The sequence below is a fragment of the Pseudomonas poae genome (assembly GCA_028869255.1).
Lineage (GTDB): Bacteria > Pseudomonadota > Gammaproteobacteria > Pseudomonadales > Pseudomonadaceae > Aquipseudomonas > Aquipseudomonas poae_C.
In genome coordinates, this window is record CP110972.1 from 4,005,148 (window position 1) to 4,022,454 (window position 17,307).

General features: G+C 53.4%; 12 protein-coding genes and 2 pseudogenes. 7 read left to right on the plus strand and 7 right to left on the minus strand.

Translation table 11 applies throughout. From position 1 onward, the window contains the following. The first annotated feature begins 4 nt into the window (after nt 1–4). The 3 genes and pseudogenes from livM (at nt 5) to LRS56_18080 (ending at nt 2,868) form a co-directional block, all read left to right on the plus strand. Nucleotides 5–1,285 (plus strand): high-affinity branched-chain amino acid ABC transporter permease LivM, encoded by a 1,281-nt coding sequence (gene livM / locus LRS56_18070; GenBank protein WDU60768.1) that lies wholly within the window; start codon nt 5–7, stop codon nt 1,283–1,285. Further along, a pseudogene (locus LRS56_18075) lies at nt 1,282–2,155 on the plus strand (ATP-binding cassette domain-containing protein). Before livM ends, LRS56_18075 begins: the two are co-directional and overlap by 4 nt. Beyond that, the gene (locus LRS56_18080; protein WDU60769.1) at nt 2,152–2,868 is read left to right on the plus strand and encodes an ABC transporter ATP-binding protein; all 717 of its coding nucleotides are present in this window, start codon (nt 2,152–2,154) and stop codon (nt 2,866–2,868) included. Before LRS56_18075 ends, LRS56_18080 begins: the two are co-directional and overlap by 4 nt. A 53-nt stretch (nt 2,869–2,921) precedes the next feature. Here the strand turns inward: LRS56_18080 and LRS56_18085 are convergent, their stop codons facing one another. Next, nucleotides 2,922–3,848, minus strand: coding sequence for a glyoxylate/hydroxypyruvate reductase A (locus tag LRS56_18085; protein WDU60770.1), 927 nt, complete (start codon nt 3,846–3,848; stop codon nt 2,922–2,924). 171 nt (nt 3,849–4,019) lie between these two features. Between LRS56_18085 and LRS56_18090 the strand changes: the two genes are divergently transcribed. Both LRS56_18090 and LRS56_18095 read left to right on the plus strand, forming a co-directional pair. Further along, nucleotides 4,020–4,349: a hypothetical protein gene (locus LRS56_18090; GenBank protein WDU60771.1), complete on the plus strand. Its 330-nt coding sequence runs from the start codon at nt 4,020–4,022 to the stop codon at nt 4,347–4,349. A gap of 318 nt (nt 4,350–4,667) precedes the next feature. Beyond that, nucleotides 4,668–4,796, plus strand: a pseudogene (locus LRS56_18095) (DUF2256 domain-containing protein). 169 nt (nt 4,797–4,965) lie between these two features. Here the strand turns inward: LRS56_18095 and LRS56_18100 are convergent. Next, on the minus strand, nt 4,966–5,706 hold the full coding sequence (locus LRS56_18100) for a GntR family transcriptional regulator (protein WDU60772.1): 741 nt from the start codon (nt 5,704–5,706) through the stop codon (nt 4,966–4,968). A 116-nt stretch (nt 5,707–5,822) separates the two neighbouring features. Between LRS56_18100 and LRS56_18105 the strand changes: the two genes are divergently transcribed. Continuing rightward, nucleotides 5,823–7,178: an adenylosuccinate lyase family protein gene (locus LRS56_18105; GenBank protein ID WDU60773.1), complete on the plus strand. Its 1,356-nt coding sequence runs from the start codon at nt 5,823–5,825 to the stop codon at nt 7,176–7,178. Nucleotides 7,179–7,251: 73 nt separating this feature from the next. Next, nucleotides 7,252–8,553: a C4-dicarboxylate transporter DctA gene (gene dctA / locus LRS56_18110; protein WDU60774.1), complete on the plus strand. Its 1,302-nt coding sequence runs from the start codon at nt 7,252–7,254 to the stop codon at nt 8,551–8,553. A 103-nt stretch (nt 8,554–8,656) separates the two neighbouring features. Here the strand turns inward: dctA and LRS56_18115 are convergent, their stop codons facing one another. The 5 genes from LRS56_18115 to LRS56_18135 form a co-directional block, all read right to left on the minus strand. Beyond that, nucleotides 8,657–9,022 carry a DNA binding protein gene (locus LRS56_18115; GenBank protein ID WDU60775.1) on the minus strand — a complete coding sequence of 122 codons (366 nt, stop codon included), beginning with the start codon at nt 9,020–9,022 and terminating at the stop codon, nt 8,657–8,659. An 86-nt stretch (nt 9,023–9,108) separates the two neighbouring features. Next, the gene (locus tag LRS56_18120; GenBank protein ID WDU60776.1) at nt 9,109–10,992 is read right to left on the minus strand and encodes a protein kinase; all 1,884 of its coding nucleotides are present in this window, start codon (nt 10,990–10,992) and stop codon (nt 9,109–9,111) included. 65 nt (nt 10,993–11,057) lie between these two features. Then, the gene (locus LRS56_18125; GenBank protein ID WDU60777.1) at nt 11,058–13,856 is read right to left on the minus strand and encodes an SEC-C metal-binding domain-containing protein; all 2,799 of its coding nucleotides are present in this window, start codon (nt 13,854–13,856) and stop codon (nt 11,058–11,060) included. Between the two features lie 565 nt (nt 13,857–14,421). Beyond that, nucleotides 14,422–16,026 carry a UvrD-helicase domain-containing protein gene (locus LRS56_18130; GenBank protein WDU60778.1) on the minus strand — a complete coding sequence of 535 codons (1,605 nt, stop codon included), beginning with the start codon at nt 16,024–16,026 and terminating at the stop codon, nt 14,422–14,424. After that, on the minus strand, nt 16,023–17,267 hold the full coding sequence (locus LRS56_18135) for an AAA family ATPase (GenBank protein WDU60779.1): 1,245 nt from the start codon (nt 17,265–17,267) through the stop codon (nt 16,023–16,025). The genes LRS56_18130 and LRS56_18135 overlap by 4 nt, the downstream gene beginning before the upstream one ends. Between the last annotated feature and the right edge of the window lie 40 nt (nt 17,268–17,307).

Consider the following 17,307-nt stretch of genomic DNA (forward strand, 5'->3'; position numbering starts at 1 on the left):
AGCCGTGAGCGATAAAATCTATAAAACCGACATCAAGAAAAGCTTGATCGACACTGTCATGGCCGGCCTGATCGCATTGATCGTCTTCGGCCCTATTGTTGGCGTCGTCTTGCAGGGCTATGACTTCACACCTCGATTCGACCGAGTCGCCTGGCTCGTCGGGACGGTAATGGCAGGTCGCCTCGCCCTCAGCCTGTTTCTCCAGACAGCCCGGGGCCATTCGCTTTTGGAGCGCTTTGATCGTACAGGCGGTGGTGTTGGCGTTCAGCTACCGGGCAACAAATCCCAGATGCGCTGGGTCATTCCGGTGCTGCTCGTATTAGCGTTCATCCTGCCATTCTGTGCAAACAAGTATGTACTGACCGTGGTTATCCTCGGATTGATCTACGTGCTGCTCGGCTTGGGTCTCAACATCGTGGTGGGCTTGGCCGGGCTGCTCGATCTCGGGTTTGTCGGTTTCTACGCAATTGGTGCTTACGGACTGACTCTGGGCTACGAGTATCTGGGCCTTGGGTTTTGGAGCATGCTGCCACTCGCCGCAGTAATGGCCGCATTCGCGGGCATGCTGCTCGGGTTCCCGGTGCTACGAATGCACGGCGACTACCTGGCTATCGTCACGCTGGGCTTCGGGGAAATCATCCGCTTAGTGTTAACCAACTGGGTTTCATTCACCAACGGGCCCAACGGTATGACCGCTCCCTCTCCGACTTTCTTTGGACTCGAGTTCGCTCGCCGCGCCAAAGATGGCGGAGTTCCCTATCACGAGTTTCTGGGGCTCACCTACAACTCCAACATGAAGTTCATCTTCATCTACACGGTGCTTCTGCTGGTCGTGATGTCAGTGCTCTACATCAAACATCGACTCACACGTATGCCCGTCGGAAGAGCTTGGGAGGCGCTCCGTGAAGACGAGATTGCCTGCCGCTCCATGGGGCTCAACCATGTTCTGGTCAAGCTCTCGGCTTTCATGATTGGTGCATCAACTGCCGGCATCGCGGGAGTTTTCTTCGCCACCTACCAAGGCTTCGTGAACCCGACTTCATTCACCTTCTTCGAGTCGGCCCTGATTCTCGCGATTGTTGTACTCGGTGGCATGGGCTCTACCGTAGGAGTCGTTATTGCAGCATTCGTCCTGACCATTGCTCCTGAGCTGCTGCGCAGCTTTGCCGACTACCGGGTTCTCATGTTCGGCATGCTGATGGTGCTCATGATGATCTGGCGGCCACGCGGCCTGATTAGGATCAACCGTATCGGCATCGCACCACGCAAGGGAGTAGCCCCATGAAAGACAACATCCTCACGGTGGACAGTCTCATGATGCACTTCGGTGGCATCAAGGCCCTCAATGATGTCAATTTCGCCATCAAACGGCATTCAATTTCAGCTTTGATCGGCCCCAACGGCGCCGGCAAGACCACCGTATTTAACTGCCTAACAGGCTTCTACTCCGCCACGGGCGGGAAGATTTTGTTGAACGCACAGGGCAAGCAAACAGACGTCATTCAGGTTCTGGGGGAGCCCTTCAAGGCTCATGACTTCGTTAGCCCGAAGCAATTCGCTTCTCGACTTTGGTACAAGATGTTTGGCGGTACTCACCTGGTGAACAGGTCTGGACTGGCTCGCACCTTCCAGAATATCCGCCTGTTCAAAGAAATGACGGTGCTTGAGAATCTGCTGGTTGCTCAGCACATGCTCGCACAGCGCAACCTGGTGGCCGGGATTCTCAATACACCAGGGTACCGGAGCACGGAAAACAAATTGCTCAATACCGCTTTCTACTGGCTTGAAGTAGTCGTACCTGGTGGAGCACTGCAACAGGCTCGCGGGAGAACTCTCATACGGTCAGCAAAGGCGTTTAGAGATCGCTAGGGCGATGTGTACCGGCCCGGAGTTGATCTGCCTTGACGAGCCCGCAGCAGGCCTAAATCCAGCAGAGACAATTACTCTCAGCGGCATCATCCGCAAACTCCGAGATGACCATCAACTTACCGTATTGTTGATTGAGCATGATATGGGGATGGTCATGAGCATTTCTGATCACATCATCGTTCTGGATCATGGGCTTGTAATCGCTCAGGGCACACCAAATTCGATCAAATGCGACCAGAAGGTAATCGCTGCTTACCTCGGCGCTGAAGAGGAGGAAGTAGCATGAGCACTCAGATTCTCGCGTTCAAAGACGTAGATGTTCACTACGGCCCCATTCAGGCCCTAAGGAAAGTAAATCTCCATATCAACTCTGGAGAAACCGTGAGCCTGATCGGGGCAAATGGGGCAGGCAAATCGACACTGTTGATGTCGATTTTTGGACAGCCACGAGCTACTAACGGGCAGATCATTTACCAAGGGCAGGACATCACCCGGAAGAGCACCCATTTCGTGGCATCCAACGGCATCGCTCAGTCGCCTGAAGGACGCCGCGTTTTTCCGGACATGACGGTCGAAGAGAACCTTCTGATGGGTACCATCCCCGTAGGAATGAATCACGCGGAGGAAGATCGAGAACAAATGTTCAATCTGTTTCCGCGCCTCAGAGAGCGGCGAAACCAGCGGGCAATGACAATGTCTGGTGGCGAGCAGCAAATGCTTGCCATCGCTAGGGCACTGATGAGCCGGCCCAAGCTCCTGCTCCTCGACGAACCCTCTCTCGGCCTAGCTCCAATCGTCGTGAAGCAAATCTTTGCCACGCTGCGAGAACTCGCTCAAACAGGGATGACCATCTTCCTGGTCGAACAAAATGCCAACCACGCGCTGCGCCTCAGCGACAGGGCTTATGTGATGGTTACCGGCGAAATCAGGATGACAGGAACAGGTGAGGAGCTACTAGGAAATCAAGAGGTACGAGAGGCCTATCTGGGCGGCCACTAAATCCATTCTGGGTGGCTCTTCAAGAGCCCCCCACACCCAAAATTTTCTTCGGCTCAATAGCCCTTCGAACGATCAACCACGTTAAGCAGCGGCAACCCCCTCCGCTCTCGATATAGATTTCTCATTATTAGGTCTACGGCTCCTTTCACTTGTACGTTGCTGGCAATATGTGGAGTGATCAACACTCTGGGATGACTCCAGAACGGATGATCGGGCGAAGGCGGCTCTTGGTTGAACACATCTAGAACCGCTCCTCCGATTCTTCCGCTGTTCAGTGACCGCAAGAGATCTTCTTCGACAACGTGCGCACCGCGAGCAACATTGACGAGCCCAGCCCCATGCGGCAAAAGGCTTAGATTGGCCGCGTTCAGAATCCCTTGAGTTTCAGGAGTAAGGGGGAGAAGGTTAACTAGAACGTCGCATTGTCCCAAAAACTCATGCAGTTGTTGCCCCCCCACGTAACAACGTCCTCCCGGCACATCCTTGGGCGAGCGATTCCACGCGCTTAACTGGAACCCGAAGGGTCGCAATCGCTCTAGAGCGGCCAGCCCTAGCCTGCCTGCTCCCATAACCCCAACTCGACGTTCGCAAGCGGGAATGACGGGAAATGGCATCCAGCATCGTTCCCGCTGCCTGATCTGGTAGTCGAAAATATCGCGGTGTAGGGTGAGAACACCAAACACAACGTACTCGGCCATGATATCGGCCATTGAAGTTTCAATGAGCCGTACCATCGAAACGTGACTAGGTAGCTGGGACAAATCGAACTGATCGACGCCGGCTCCAGCTGAATACAACGCTTTGAGGTTTGGGAATCGCTGCATGAGATCCGGAATCGGTTCCCAGGCGATTATGTAGCGAACCTCAGATGGATCGCCAATATCCGGCCACTCACGAAACTCAATGTCGGGGGCCTGCTTTGAAAATTCTTCACGCCATTCAGATGCACTGCTGGGCTCCGCCATGTACAAAATACGCATGTCCAACTCCTAAATTTCGAACAGATATAATGCCTACCTCATGACAGTGACTACCTCACAACAAAACACTATAAAGTAGGCACACACTCCTACTTTGAGCCGGTTGTTCCACAAGGCGATCGCGGGCAACCTGCAACTCGTACACTTCCACATTCCATTGAAAGGACTCTCATGGCTAGTTATTCCTTCCTGCTGACTTACAGCGTCTCCCCGTACACAGAAACTGATCGGGTGCATCAAAATCAAGCAGCTCGCTTGCGTCAGAAATTGAACCGCGTCGAGATCGAGGATTGGGTCAAACTCGAAACTGTCGAAACGGCTTTTAAAGGCGTTGTTCATCTGAGTGAAACGACCATCACGCAGAAGCGAAATGAAGCCGAGAACATCGCTTGGAACCAGATCAAAGGAGTGATGGATTCGCTTGGGGTTTACAAAGAAACGACCGTGCATGTGGCCTTGATGGTTCAAGAACTCGGCGACCTCATCGAGTTCAAGCTCTAATAATGGTGACTGTTGCTCTGCCGGTTACGGCAGAGCAAACCAGAGTAAATAGGTAGAGGATAGCCGTGGCTGTTCTGTGGCCGGTTGAAGGCTCATCATGGCGTTAATCCACGCTGAGCATTGCAGTGTCGAGATCGGCAGTCTGCACAAAGCCCAGGCTCGGCTCAGCTCGCAGTAAAGTCGCTGAATTGAAAGCAAGGGTGCAGGAAGTACGCTTCGGATTCTGAGATTTGGGTTTACAGCCTCCCGCTGCGCGCCACTGCACGCTTCTTGTCGAAGTCATCTACAGACAGATCCAGCCGGTAGTTATATCTGTGAAAAAAGAGTGAGCTTCCCGTAAAAGCCTGCGTGACCTGCGGCCTTCCCTTCATCTGGAGAAAAAAATGGGCACGCTGTTGGGAGGAAGTGCGCTACTGCTCGGAGCGCTGCCGGCGCAACAAAAACTGACCAAAAAAAGGGCCCTCGAAGGGCCCTTTTGTACTCAAACTAAAATCACTTGTTCAGCCAGGACTCAACAGTCGCGGAGTCGCATCAAAAATTGATCATGAGATCCGCTACTTGGCATGCCGCCCTTCATAAAACTGAAGCGTCAAATTTTGTGGTCAAAATCTACCCTTTACGTGGATAGATTCCTTTCTCTTCTCATCTGCGAAACCAGGGTAAATCTATCCTGAGGATGGGTGGTTTCCGACACCACCATCACCGCCCCCTCCTCGTCACGATACTGGCGAAGAATGTTCAAACCAGGCGAACCGGCTTCAGCATTAAGGCTCTTGGAAATCTCGGGCGACAACAGAACCGCACGCACTTGCTGATCCACCACTTCGATATGCCGACCAAAGTGTCGCTCAATCAAAGCGGCAATCAGCTCGTCAGGATGCTGCTCGGCCAGCTCGATAACATCTGAATAAATGTCCTGGGCGTAAACGTCAGTCCAGCAGAGTGGCGCTCGCAGGTTCTCTTGATCAACACGGATGCTGGAAACGCAAAAGTAATGCTCGCCGGGCTCCAACCCCAATCGCTTGGCCAGCGCGATGTCAGCAACGAAGTGCTGCACGTTCTGAATGCTGCGCACTTGAGTTTCGGCCAGATGAACCAGATCGGATACCGAGGCCAGCGACTGCGAATAGCCCTCCTTGGGTGTGGCGGACTCGACTCGCGTGCCCACCCGTTTGCGCCGTGACACCAGCCCCTGATTCTGCAACTGAGTGATGGCGGCACGTACCGTATGTCGGCTCACGTCATACAACTCGCACAGCTCGAATTCTGTTGGCAGCAACGACCCGACCGGGAATCGTCCGCTGGAAATCCCCTCCATCAAGTCCTTTGCAACGACCGCATAGCGCGTCTGGTTCATACCTTTCATCAGTCCCGAGCGTTTCCCGAGTTGACAGTGTATCAGTGAGCACGCAAGAATTATGTACGTACATATTAAATATGTCCGATCAATAACAAACATATCAGGATTACCTCATGTCCAGCACTGTCTTCGACTCCGCCCTCTTTCGCGACATGTTCGGCACCGCCGAGATGCGTGGTGTGTTTTCCGACAAAGCCCTGATCGAACGCTATATCGAAGTGGAAGTGGCGCTGGCCCGCGCCGAAGCCCGCTGTGGCGTAATCCCGATTGAGGCCGCCGAAGAAATCGCCGAACTCGCTACCTATGCCTCTCTCGATCTGGCGCTGATGCAGCACGAAACCGAAATCGTCGGTTACCCGATCCTGCCGCTGGTTGAACAGCTGTCGAAAATTTGTGGTGAAGCCGGACGCTACGTTCACTGGGGGGCTACTACCCAGGACATCATGGACACCGCTGTTGTGCTGCAAGTCCGTTCTGCGCTGGCTCTGGTCGAGCGCGATATCCAGGCGATACGTGGCCTGCTCGCCGATTTGGCCAAGCGCTATCGCGACACCCCTATGGCGGGTCGTACTCACCTGCAACATGCCCTGCCAATCACCTTCGGCTACAAATGTGCGGTGTGGCTGAGCATGTTCGACCGTCACGCCGAGCGCCTGGTGGAATTGCGCCCTCGGGTCGAGATCGGTCAGTTCGCCGGTGCGGCAGGCACCTTGGCGTCATTAGGCGACAAAGGCCTGAAAGTCCAGGAGGCCCTGATGGCTGAATTGGGTCTGGGCGTGCCACAAGCGACTTGGCACGTTGCACGGGACGGTCTGGCTGAAACCCTGAATTTCCTCGGCTTGGTCACTGGTTCCCTCGGCAAAGTCGCCTTGGATGTGATGATGATGATGACCAGCGAGCTGGGCGAAGTGTACGAACCCTTCGTCAAAGGTCGTGGCGCAAGCAGCACCATGCCGCAGAAGCGCAACCCGATTTCCTGCGAATTGATGTACGCCGCTGCCAAAGGCGTCCGCCAGCACGCCGGTCTGATGCTCGATGCAATGATTCAGGACTTCGAGCGCTCTACCGGCCCTTGGCAGGCCGAATGGATCGCCATTCCTGAAGCCTTCGCTTTGAGCGCCGCCTCTCTTGGCCAAGCGAAATTCATGCTCGCCGGATTGGAAGTCCGCGAGGAGCGCATGCGCAAAAACCTCGACATGACGCAAGGCCTGATCGTGGCTGAGGCAGTGATGATGGGCCTGGCCCCAGCGCTCGGTCGCCAGGTGGCACACGACGTGGTTTATGCGGCCTGCCGTATGGCGAACGATGAAGGCACCAGTCTGCTCGACGCCTTACTCGCTCAGGGCGAAGCCACCGCGCAACTGGATATCGAGGAACTCAAGCGCCTGACCGACCCGTCTAACTATTTGGGCCTTGCTCCTCAAATGGTGGATATAGCGCTGTCTCGTGAGGGTGCTGTTAAGCGCTAATTTCACGGGGCTCGTCCATAGCCGGCCCCCTTTCTGCATTTTGCTCGCCAATAAAAACAACGAGATCGCAGACATGACCACTATCAACAAAAAGCCGTTCTACAAAGACCTGACCTTCCAGGTCATCGCTGCCATGGTGCTGGGTATTGCCTTCGGCTTCCTTGCTCCGGAACTGGCTGCCAAGTTCAAGATTCTCGGTGATATCTTCCTCAAGCTGATCAAGACTGCCGTTGCCCCCTTGGTGTTTTTCACCGTTGTTCATGGCATCGCCTCGGCAGGCGATATCAAGCGGGTTGGCAAGGTCGGCTTGCGCGCATTGATCTACTTCGAAATCGTATCCACCATCGCTCTGGCCATCGGCCTGTTGTGGGGCAATCTGCTGAATATCGGCTCGGGCATGCACGATGCTCATCCGAGCAGTGCTGCTGCGGCAGCTGCCAGCGCGGCAGTCGCGAAGGGTCACGCCCCGGCCTCGACGATGGACTTCATCTACGGGATTTTCCCGGACAACTTCGTCGGCGCGTTCGCCGGTGGCCAATTGTTGCAAGTGCTGGTGATCTCGGTGCTGTTCGGCTTTGCCCTACTCGCTCTGAAACCCGAACGGCGCAGTGTCATCGAGGATGGCTTGAGCCGAGTTTCGGAATGCTTCTTCGAATTCATCAACCTGATCATGAAGTTCGCCCCGCTCGGCGCCTTCGGGTCGGTAGCCTATGCCGTTGGTAGCAATGGCACCGCCGTGTTGATGTCATTGGCAAATCTGGTGCTGATGTTCTACGTCTGCATCGCGTTCTTCATCTTCGTGGTGCTGGGCGCGGTCTGCCGTATTTCAGGCTTCAGCCTCTGGCGATTCCTCAAGTACATCAAGGATGAGATCTTCATCGTGCTGGGCACCGCGTCCTCGGAAAGCGCCCTGCCACGCCTGCTGCAGAAACTGGAGAAATTCGGTTGCTCGAAGCAGAGCGTAGGTCTGGTACTGCCAACCGGTTATGCTTTCAACCTGGATGGCACTTCCATCTACATGTCGCTCTGCGTGCTGTTCATCGCCAATGCCTACGGCGTACCGATGAGCTGGGAGCAACAACTCGGCACCATCGCCATCATGCTGGTGACCTCCAAAGGTGCGGCAGCGGTTTCCGGTGGCAGCTTCGTGGTGTTCGCCGCCACCGTGACAGCGATTGGCGTGCTGCCTGTGGAAGGCTTGGCGCTGCTGTTCGGGGTATACCGCTTCATGTCCATGGCCATCGCCACCTGCAACACCATCGGCAATAGCGTAGCGACCGTGGTGGTATCGAAGTGGTCGGGGGAGTTTACCGAACAGACTGCGAAGGCCGAATACAGCCGAGTATTTGGGCGGAATCCGGAGGCGGCACTCTAACAAATTTAACGTGGTAATTGGAAATTCCAAACACGCTCAGACTGACTGTAAATCGATAACAAAAAAAGGCCCTGATGGGCCTTTTCTTGTACTCAAACCAAAATCACTTGGTCAGCCAAGACTCTACAGTCGCTGAGCCGTGTTCACCTTTCCACTCTTTCAAACCTTTGTGATTGCCGCCTTTCGTTTCGATAATCTCGCCGGTGTGCGGGTTCTTGTAGACTTTCACTTGGCGGGCCTTGCGCGTGCCCGCTTTCGGCGCGGCGACAGGAGCGCGTCGACCCGCTTGCGGATCAAGCAGGTTGATCACGTCCTTAAGGCTGTAGCCATATTTTGCGAGCAAATCGCGCAGCTTCGTTTCGAATTCAATTTCTTTCTTGAGGCCAGCATCACCCTTAAGGGCTTCGAGAGCTTGGAGCTGTTCGGCGAGGTGTTTTTCGAGCTGGCGAAATTCTGCGAGTTTGGACATGTTAAATCCCTATGTGGTAAGTCTCTCAACAATACACCAAAAAGTGCGCTTCTCATTTACGTACAGTGCCCTGCCTAAAGCTGCGGTCAAGCTGATAGCCTCATAAGATTCACTAGGAAGACTTTACCTCGAACAGCCTGGGGACATATAGATACGGCGTTACCGGGTTTATCTTTGATGTGCGTATGGCGACCTATTGCAATATATCCAGGCTGGTGGACACCATGATCGATCACGCCATCTGACGCGTACATGTATGAACGATTGAGCTCCTGATGAATAAGCTCAAGCCTTGTCTTGAGCTCAGGCCAATAATTCCCAGCGCCGAAAGAGATAAAAGAACCACTACCTAATGAAGAGGATAGCTCGACCTTATTGTCTTCTAGGAGACTCCAAAGCACAGCACCTCGATGGAATGGGTGAGCAATAAATGCAATAGGGGCAATTAGAGGATACGGGCCTATCACGACGCGTCCTTGCTCATCTGTACGGTCACTGAACGGGGCACCGTCGCTGTTGACTAGGCAAACATGAGCGCCAGCCAATGGCAACCCTTCACTATCAATGATGTTGAAAGCGTAACTCTGTGTTTGGGGAATGGAAGTGAGCTGGGCCAATGACATTGTGAATGCCTGCTCCAATCCTGACTGGAGCGCAGCAATAGCACTCAATTGAAGCCGTTCAATTGCCAGTGGCTCCTCACTCCCGGCCTCCAAAAATTGTTCCTCCTCATTCCACAGCAGCAATTGGGCTGCCGGTGCTCCTTTCCACTCGAGCAGGGTACGTCCGGTGACCTTTAGGTTCGGAGGTTGGAGATCATCAACACCAATCCGCAGTACGAGGCCGCAGTGAGTGATACCAGGAATGCTGCCTCGAATCGTCAGAGAATGATCATTATTGTTCCATGCTTGGGTAACGGTATGAAGCTTTGCGTCCTTCAGCCCAGTCACCACATCTTCCGTGAAGGTAGACAGTGACTCTTTGACTCTTTGTGCGGCACTCGCTAGCTGCGCGTGTCTCTGGGTCTCTCTGCTCGCCTCTAAGTCCATAGACCTAAGATTTCGGTCAATCTGAGCATTGAACTTGCTGGTATCAAATTTGATTGCCAAATCTTGCTCCTTACTAGGGCTCAACCAAGCGTCCAACTCGGCGCGCACTTGGCTCATGGTTGGCCGATTCTCTGGCGTAAAGGCTGTCGCACTAGCAATCAGCATATCTAATGGGGCTGTGTTTTCGGCGGCAGGTAGATAAGTGCCAATTTGAAAAGCCTCATGATTTAAATCGTAAGCGCCTGGCAAAGCAAATCGCTGTCCGGTAGCAAGCACCCAAATAGTTTTCGCGATCGAAAAAACATCGGCAGGCTTGCCATCGGCTTCTATTGCGGTATTGAGCATCTCAGGAGCACTGTAGAACAGAGGGCCTATTCTCTCATTTGGCTCGGTTATGCCTGTCTTGCCTTCAAAACTAACAAGCCCAAAGTCACCCACCGTCCATTGACCTTGGTAGTAGAAGAGATTCTCGGGTTTGATATCACGATGGGAAAACCCGCGCTCATGCATAGTTTCAAGCACCATTGAGATTTCGTGAAATGCTTGAACGACGTCTCTGAGTGACGGTGATTTGCCAAGTTGCTTGGCAAGTGGGATAGCGAGTCCCATCACCACCCAAGGTTGTTGATCGGGCTTAGGGGCGGTATCGGCCTCAAAAACTGGTATAACACCCGGAATATCGGCACATCTTTTGAGCGCATCCACTTCGTCATGAAAACGGTCGACCCGTTTCTGTGTGCCTCGCGACTTGAGTTTTTTCGGGTTGATTTTGAGCAGTTTAAGCGCGCCAACCTTTCCATCTTTTTCTGCACGGAAGACGTCACCGTTTCCTCCGCTGCCAAGGGACTTTCGAGAGTCGTAAGTCCATCCATTCACCACTATTAAGGTGGTACCCCCAGACTTCTTGCCAACCATTTCCATCCTCAAAATTCATTGGGTCTTTGGCTGCAAACCCGCCTAACGCAGTCTTAGCCCGCCTCAGCACATCAAGTGCCATGGCACTTTTTATATTTCAGTCCAGAACCGCAGGGGCAACGTTCATTGCGACCCACGTTCCCTATCGAAGCTCTAACCGCTGCCCGGTCGGCTTCATCGATGATATGGGCTATGAAGGCAGTCTGATGCTCGACCTCCGCTCTTTGACTTTCGCTAACCCCATCCAAATACGGCCTCAACCGCTGGATCTCAGCAACGGCACCTCTATGATCGCCAGCGTGCGCGAGGATCACGGCATACTGACTTCTGCACTGAACCATTCTCGTAACAAGTTTCGCCTTCGAGACCATAGGCAGAACATGCTGCTCCATGACCTCTCGCGCACCCTCGTAGTCTTTCAATCCGACAAACTCATCGGCTAAGTCTTGGCCGACCCTCACAATTGAGTCATAGGCACCAATCATTCCATAGAACTTCATGGAGTGAATTCGAGCGAAAGGAGTGTGGAGTCCTTGGGCCTCTCTCGTTATAGCGTACAACTCCAAGGCGTCAGCAATATGTTTCAGATCCTCATGAACATCTGGAGGCCGCTTGATGATCGTCCAAAGTACATCGGAATTTTTACCAATTACGTCCTTTGGACTGAGTCCAAGCAAATCGTAATATTCATCAATTACTTTTCGGCATAGATTTTCGGATTGCTTATGACGCTTCAGCTTCCAGAGCCCAATTGCATGGTTGTACTCAAAGACCCTTCTATTTTTGGCATCAGGTATTTTGGGAGTGGCATACTCGATTGCTCGCCTTACCTCTTCCTCATTCCCCTGCTCCGAGGCAAAAATAACTTTTTTCATTGCCCAAGCTATCTGCTCGCGGTATTCGAACTCATGCTCGACAAGAAGCGCCTCCATTTGGGCCAGACGATTCGGCACCCCATCAAATCGACCTGATCGCATGTGAGAGAAGACTACTCCGTCAAGAGCCCAGAAAGCCTGATGAGGGTTCAAACTTCCTGAATCCACCGCCTGCTCAAGCCTGGAAAGAATATCTACCGCTATACCCATCTCATAGAACACCTCCTCTCCGGACAGTCCAATGAGGGTCATAACGTCATCAAGCTTGATGAACACTTGGGTCAGAAGTGAAAACCTGGAGGTATCCCGATCCTTCTCCAGTCCCGCGACCAAAATCTCTTTCAAGGTCAGTAGAGCCGTATTTACCAGGGATGCCCCCATGAGCTCTAGGTGTCGGAGGCCTATCGCCCGGACAGAATCATGGACTTTGAGACTTTTGGCGCCAAAGACCTCAACCGTACCCGTGGCCTGGATCTTTTTGATCACAACAGCTGCACCAATCTTCGTTAGGTCAAGGGTGGCTGTCAGCAGGCGAATAACCTCTTCCTGCGTAAGCCCCACGTCGGCAAGACTGATGACAGCCAATGCATTTTTAGTAACCTCGTCATAGCCTTCAAAGACACGCGTGAGGATGACCTCCTGCGCTGTCTCCACAACGTTGAGTTGCTGTTCAAGATCAGCACACAGCGCATCAATACTCCCTCCGTATTCGGAGACAGCAATTTTTGCTGCGCTATCTACATACAGAGGTAGCCCACCCGAGTAAGCCCGCAGCCGATCAAGTGCTTGTGGACTACCGGCGCCCCCCGCATCACTGACCGCACGAGCCACGGTATCGAGATCCCAGCCGAGCAGATTCTCTCTATTCAGCCCCATGACTGCTTCGAGCTCACGGACATTTTCATGAGGCTGACACAAGAGAACAAAACGAACGTGCCGAGTCGCGCTCAACAGGTCACGCAAGTTGGCGACAGGGACACGATGAGCATTGTCTACCACAACGACTAGGCCCATCCCATCCTGTTCGAGGAAACGGTCGAAGACTCGCATTGCTTCGTAGCCGCTAGCCCCCGGCATGAGTATCTGCCTTACCTTGTCCGGATCACCCTTCGCGTATTTCGAGACCAGCTCACGCACAATAGAGCCTGCGATGGAAGGGCCAGGAAGATCGCCAACATCGTAATAGGCGCACCGCTCAACACTATGCAAGGCCGCATGCGAGGCCCAGGTAGTTTTACCCGCACCAGACAATCCGCAAATTATCCGAACCCGCTCCTGAGAATCGAGAGAGGGCTCGTCCTGCTGAGGCCTATAAGATTGGGGAGGCGAAGGAAAATCCTGAAGTTGAACAATTACTTGTTCGAACAGATCAGACAGCTCCGAGCTGAGGAACGCATGCCTCGAGTTTCCGTTCCCGGCAGCCGAGGCAAGCATCACCAATCCTGCCATTTTCCACGTCAACGAGGCTGGTGATAACAGGGAAAAGTGAAGCTTCTCGGCTTGTGCCATACACCACTGCGCAGCCTCCGAAACGTCTTTCCAAGCGGGAGGAAGCCACTCTGGTCGATTGAGTTTAGCTTCCGGGTAGACGTACAGCAGATCAGCAGGCACGCTACCCTTATCCACCTCCGACTGAAGCGTCTCCCCAAGCGCCTGATTCGCGACGATGACAAATTGAGCCGCCCCGGTGCGTCGGTTCGAGATATGTTCCTGCCTGATGAGGTCGAATCGCTCCAGAGCGCCTGAGACGTCGCCAGGCATGATCCCGCGCGAGCGCGTTTTCACCTGCACATACACTCGCCCGGAATCTAAGCTGAGCTCGACGTCCTCATCCAATTCGACCAGCACCTCACGCACCCCGGAAGCCTGTGCCAGAAAAAGGCAACCTACGGCGTACAAGTGTTGGTACAGAAATCCTTTATGAACGGCTTCAATCCGCTTCAACTGAGCAGGGTCGAGGACGACGTCTGGATGTGCGTGATCATTGGACTGCATTTTTCTATCTCACTTTAGATGCTGCAGATAATGCCGAAAATTCCCAATGCCCAATGCCCTTGGGCTTTCACGATGGTAGCAAGAGTCCAGATTCACACCACTGCTCTGCCACAACGCGTCTATCCCGAGGAGTATGGCGCGCATCAACAGCTCAGCAGACGCGTCGCGATGGCGCCATTGATCGTCAGAGATGCTGGACGTTCCACCCAAGATCAATGAGTGCCTGACAGTTAGGCTGAAATTGTTCATCCCCTACCAACGTTCGATTGCTGATTGCCAAGCAAAGTAAATGTGTCGGTCGAGTCATTGCCACGTACATCGCAAGGAGCCGCTGCGTATCTCGCACCCCAAGCCTTTTATGGCCATGTACACGCTTCCTCAAAACCCAGGGCATTAAGCTGTCGAGAAACGGCTCATGACTGAAGGTTTCAAGCACAAGCGTCGCGGTGTGAGTCTGCCCCTTTACCGAATGAATGGAGCCAAGCTTGATGTCGACGGCGCCCCTCTCATGAACACTTCGATATGTGTTTACAGACAAGCCGACTACGCGCTCTTGTAGTCCTTACTAGTTCTCCACGACCCATCCCAGGTAGTCTTGGGCTGCTTCGGTTTTATCATTCGTACAGGCTAGAATTTTCGTAAGATCCCAAAAGCGTTGAGAAAGAATCAACCAACGCTCGCAACTAAGCACATCCCCCTTAAATAGAACCTCAACAACAAGCTGCTGGTAACGCTCCAGGTCTTTCGCTTCGGTGAATAGCTGCTGAACCTGTACGTGTTGCCGAGCACCGACCTTGAACTTGGTGGACAGATTTGAAAGGTTCACAAGATGGAGTAATGCTCTGGCAATCTCCTCCACTCCGTAATGCGCAGTCTCGCCTTTCGAAATGTGTCGCCTAGCAAGACGCACTCGCTCCACGAGAGTCGACGGCCTGTATCCAGTGCGGCCAGCGTTGCGTTCGTAGGGTTCCCAGTAATGCCCTACTGTCTTGGGGTAATGTTCAGGATCTCCATCGGGATCAATTTCCTTGTGCGTGTATCCCAGCGCGGCGACCTTAGCCTTTGAAAGCAATGTTGCCGGCAGGTGATCCAGAACAAGCTGGGCATACGCATCAAGCACACCACTGCAGTCACCATCTGGGAAAACAAATATGGTGTGCGGGAGCGGATCGTGATCTCGCTCTCGCAACCCGCAAAGGCTGCCAGCAACTGGAAAGAAGGCAAACGTATCGGCGAGAGATGCGATCGAAGGATCGAAACGGAAGCTACTGGCGATATCAATCGAGCGTGTGGAATCCGGAAAATCACTGCCTTTGGAATGGACGTCAGAATCGAAGATCGCCTGGTTAGGATCACCCACACGAGTCACACAGATTGCTGGGTTGTGGCGAGGAAAGATCGTGCTCAGGTATTCGTTTTGCATCGCCGACGTGTCCTGCATTTCATCGATGATTACGCAGGGAAAGCGATGCCGGAGCCCTTCTGCTACGCTTGGTCTTTCTGTTAATTGGGCTTTTCCTAATACGAAGATCTCGTCATAGCAGAAGTATCCTCGCTTGGCAGCCTCTCCCATGGCAGATGACATGATTTTGTACATGCGAGTCGTTGGCCCGCTTGGAAACTTGCCATCGATTACGGGGGTATGGAAATCTGCGCTTTTAAGGCGAAGCTTCTTGGTATCAAACTTCCGGTAGCCAAGAAAATCGCGAAATGCCCGTCTATCCGCGCTGTTCATGCAGTTGAATCTCATCCGGTGTGTCAGTTCATCATCAATGGCGGTGAACCTGTATTGGGCGGAAAGCAGCCATGGGGTAGCTAGAAAACGGCTCACGAAACCATGGATCGTATCGATGTAATGGGGATAGCTAAGAAGGCGCCTGCCCACCTCCGTACCGCCTAATCGATGCTCAATTTCTTGGCGTGCGACGTTGGTGTGTGACAGCACACAAATGCCCCGGGTTCGGCTCGTCCATTTGCGCGCAAGGATTGCAAGCTTAGCGACCACCAAAGTAGTTTTGCCGCTTCCAGGACAGGCCGAGATGTCCAAGGTCTCTCTTGATCTAAGGAAAGCCAGCCGTCGCTCATCAAGCTCCTTGAGGCTCAGCAGATCGACAACCCAGGAGATATCTTCGTCGGTGATCTGGGGCACCAGATCCTTGAACCCAATCATTGATCAGGTCTCGCCGGCTGGGTCGCTTCCAGGCCGGAGGTCACGTAGGTGATGGCTTCGGTAAGGTAGGTCGGCAAGGCTTGCACGAGTTGCTCTTGGGGTGGCGCTTTGAAACCTAGTCGCCCCTCAAGCAAGTCCACCAGATACTGCGCCGTGATCGCCTTGGACGCTTTCTTGCGGTGGAACAACGCATAAATGTGAGAGCACAGGTGTGCCATGGATTCAGCCGAATCTTTCAGTGTGTGAAACTCCGCCTCAGCACTCTGGATGATTTCTTCAGGTTCTTTCTTCTCTTCGTTGAGCGCGTCATCGTTTTCTGCCAGCCTGGCAGCAATGAGAACCTCCCGGGCAAGGCCCGCGAACGCGAGGTCATACTCAAGCGTCCATTGACCAGCAACGAAAGTCTTAACGTTTTGCCCGTCGTGGGACTTGAGTTGTTGCCGCCGCTTTTCCAACGCGACCTGCTGAGTATTTTCATCATCCCCAAAGTCCCTGATAGCCTTCCAGCGACGCGACGTAGAAGCCCATGCAGCGTCATCATCATCCTTCACTCGTCCCAAGATGACCGGTGCACAATCTGGCATGACATCCATATCAGCCAGACAGGCAACCGGTAAAGCCAATATCCCTTTCTCCGGATTCGCTCTTTGAAGGATTCGCGAGTAACGCCCCAAGCCGGTGCTTCCTACGTTTACCACCGACACACCATATCGCGTGAAGTCTCTGCCCAAGAGTTTCGCCAACGCCGGCAGCAAGATAGTCTCACCATCACCTTCCACGATAAGCACACCACGCGCGAAGAATAGGTTGGCCTTAGTCACGTCCAGAAAACGCGCCAGAAATCTGTAGTCACTGGTATCCAACTTTGTGTGCTGCTTGCTGAGCGAGTACGCTTTGTGGCGATGCATGAGCACCAGATTATCCAGCGGAATCTTTGAGCTAAGGTTGGGACTGTGTGTCGTTAAGATGATCTGAACGGGTCGAGATTGTTTTTTGCTCTCTGAGTCATCTGAGGGCTGCTCCGCTGGTTCAGGAGGCAGCACTGCTGTAGCGACCTTAGCATCCGCCCAGCTATAGGATCGGTGTTGAGTACCAGCATGTTCCTGACTGTCGCACTCTATCGAGATTTCAACTTTTTTCTGGGAGGAATTCTCAGGCCCTGCAGCAACGCTCAAAAACTCCATCAGGCGTAACTGTCGCTGAGGGTGAAGGTGAGCTTCGGGCTCTTCGATCAAAAGCAAAGGTAGCCCATCTGGCTCTCGCCCGAGCAGTAGCAGTTCG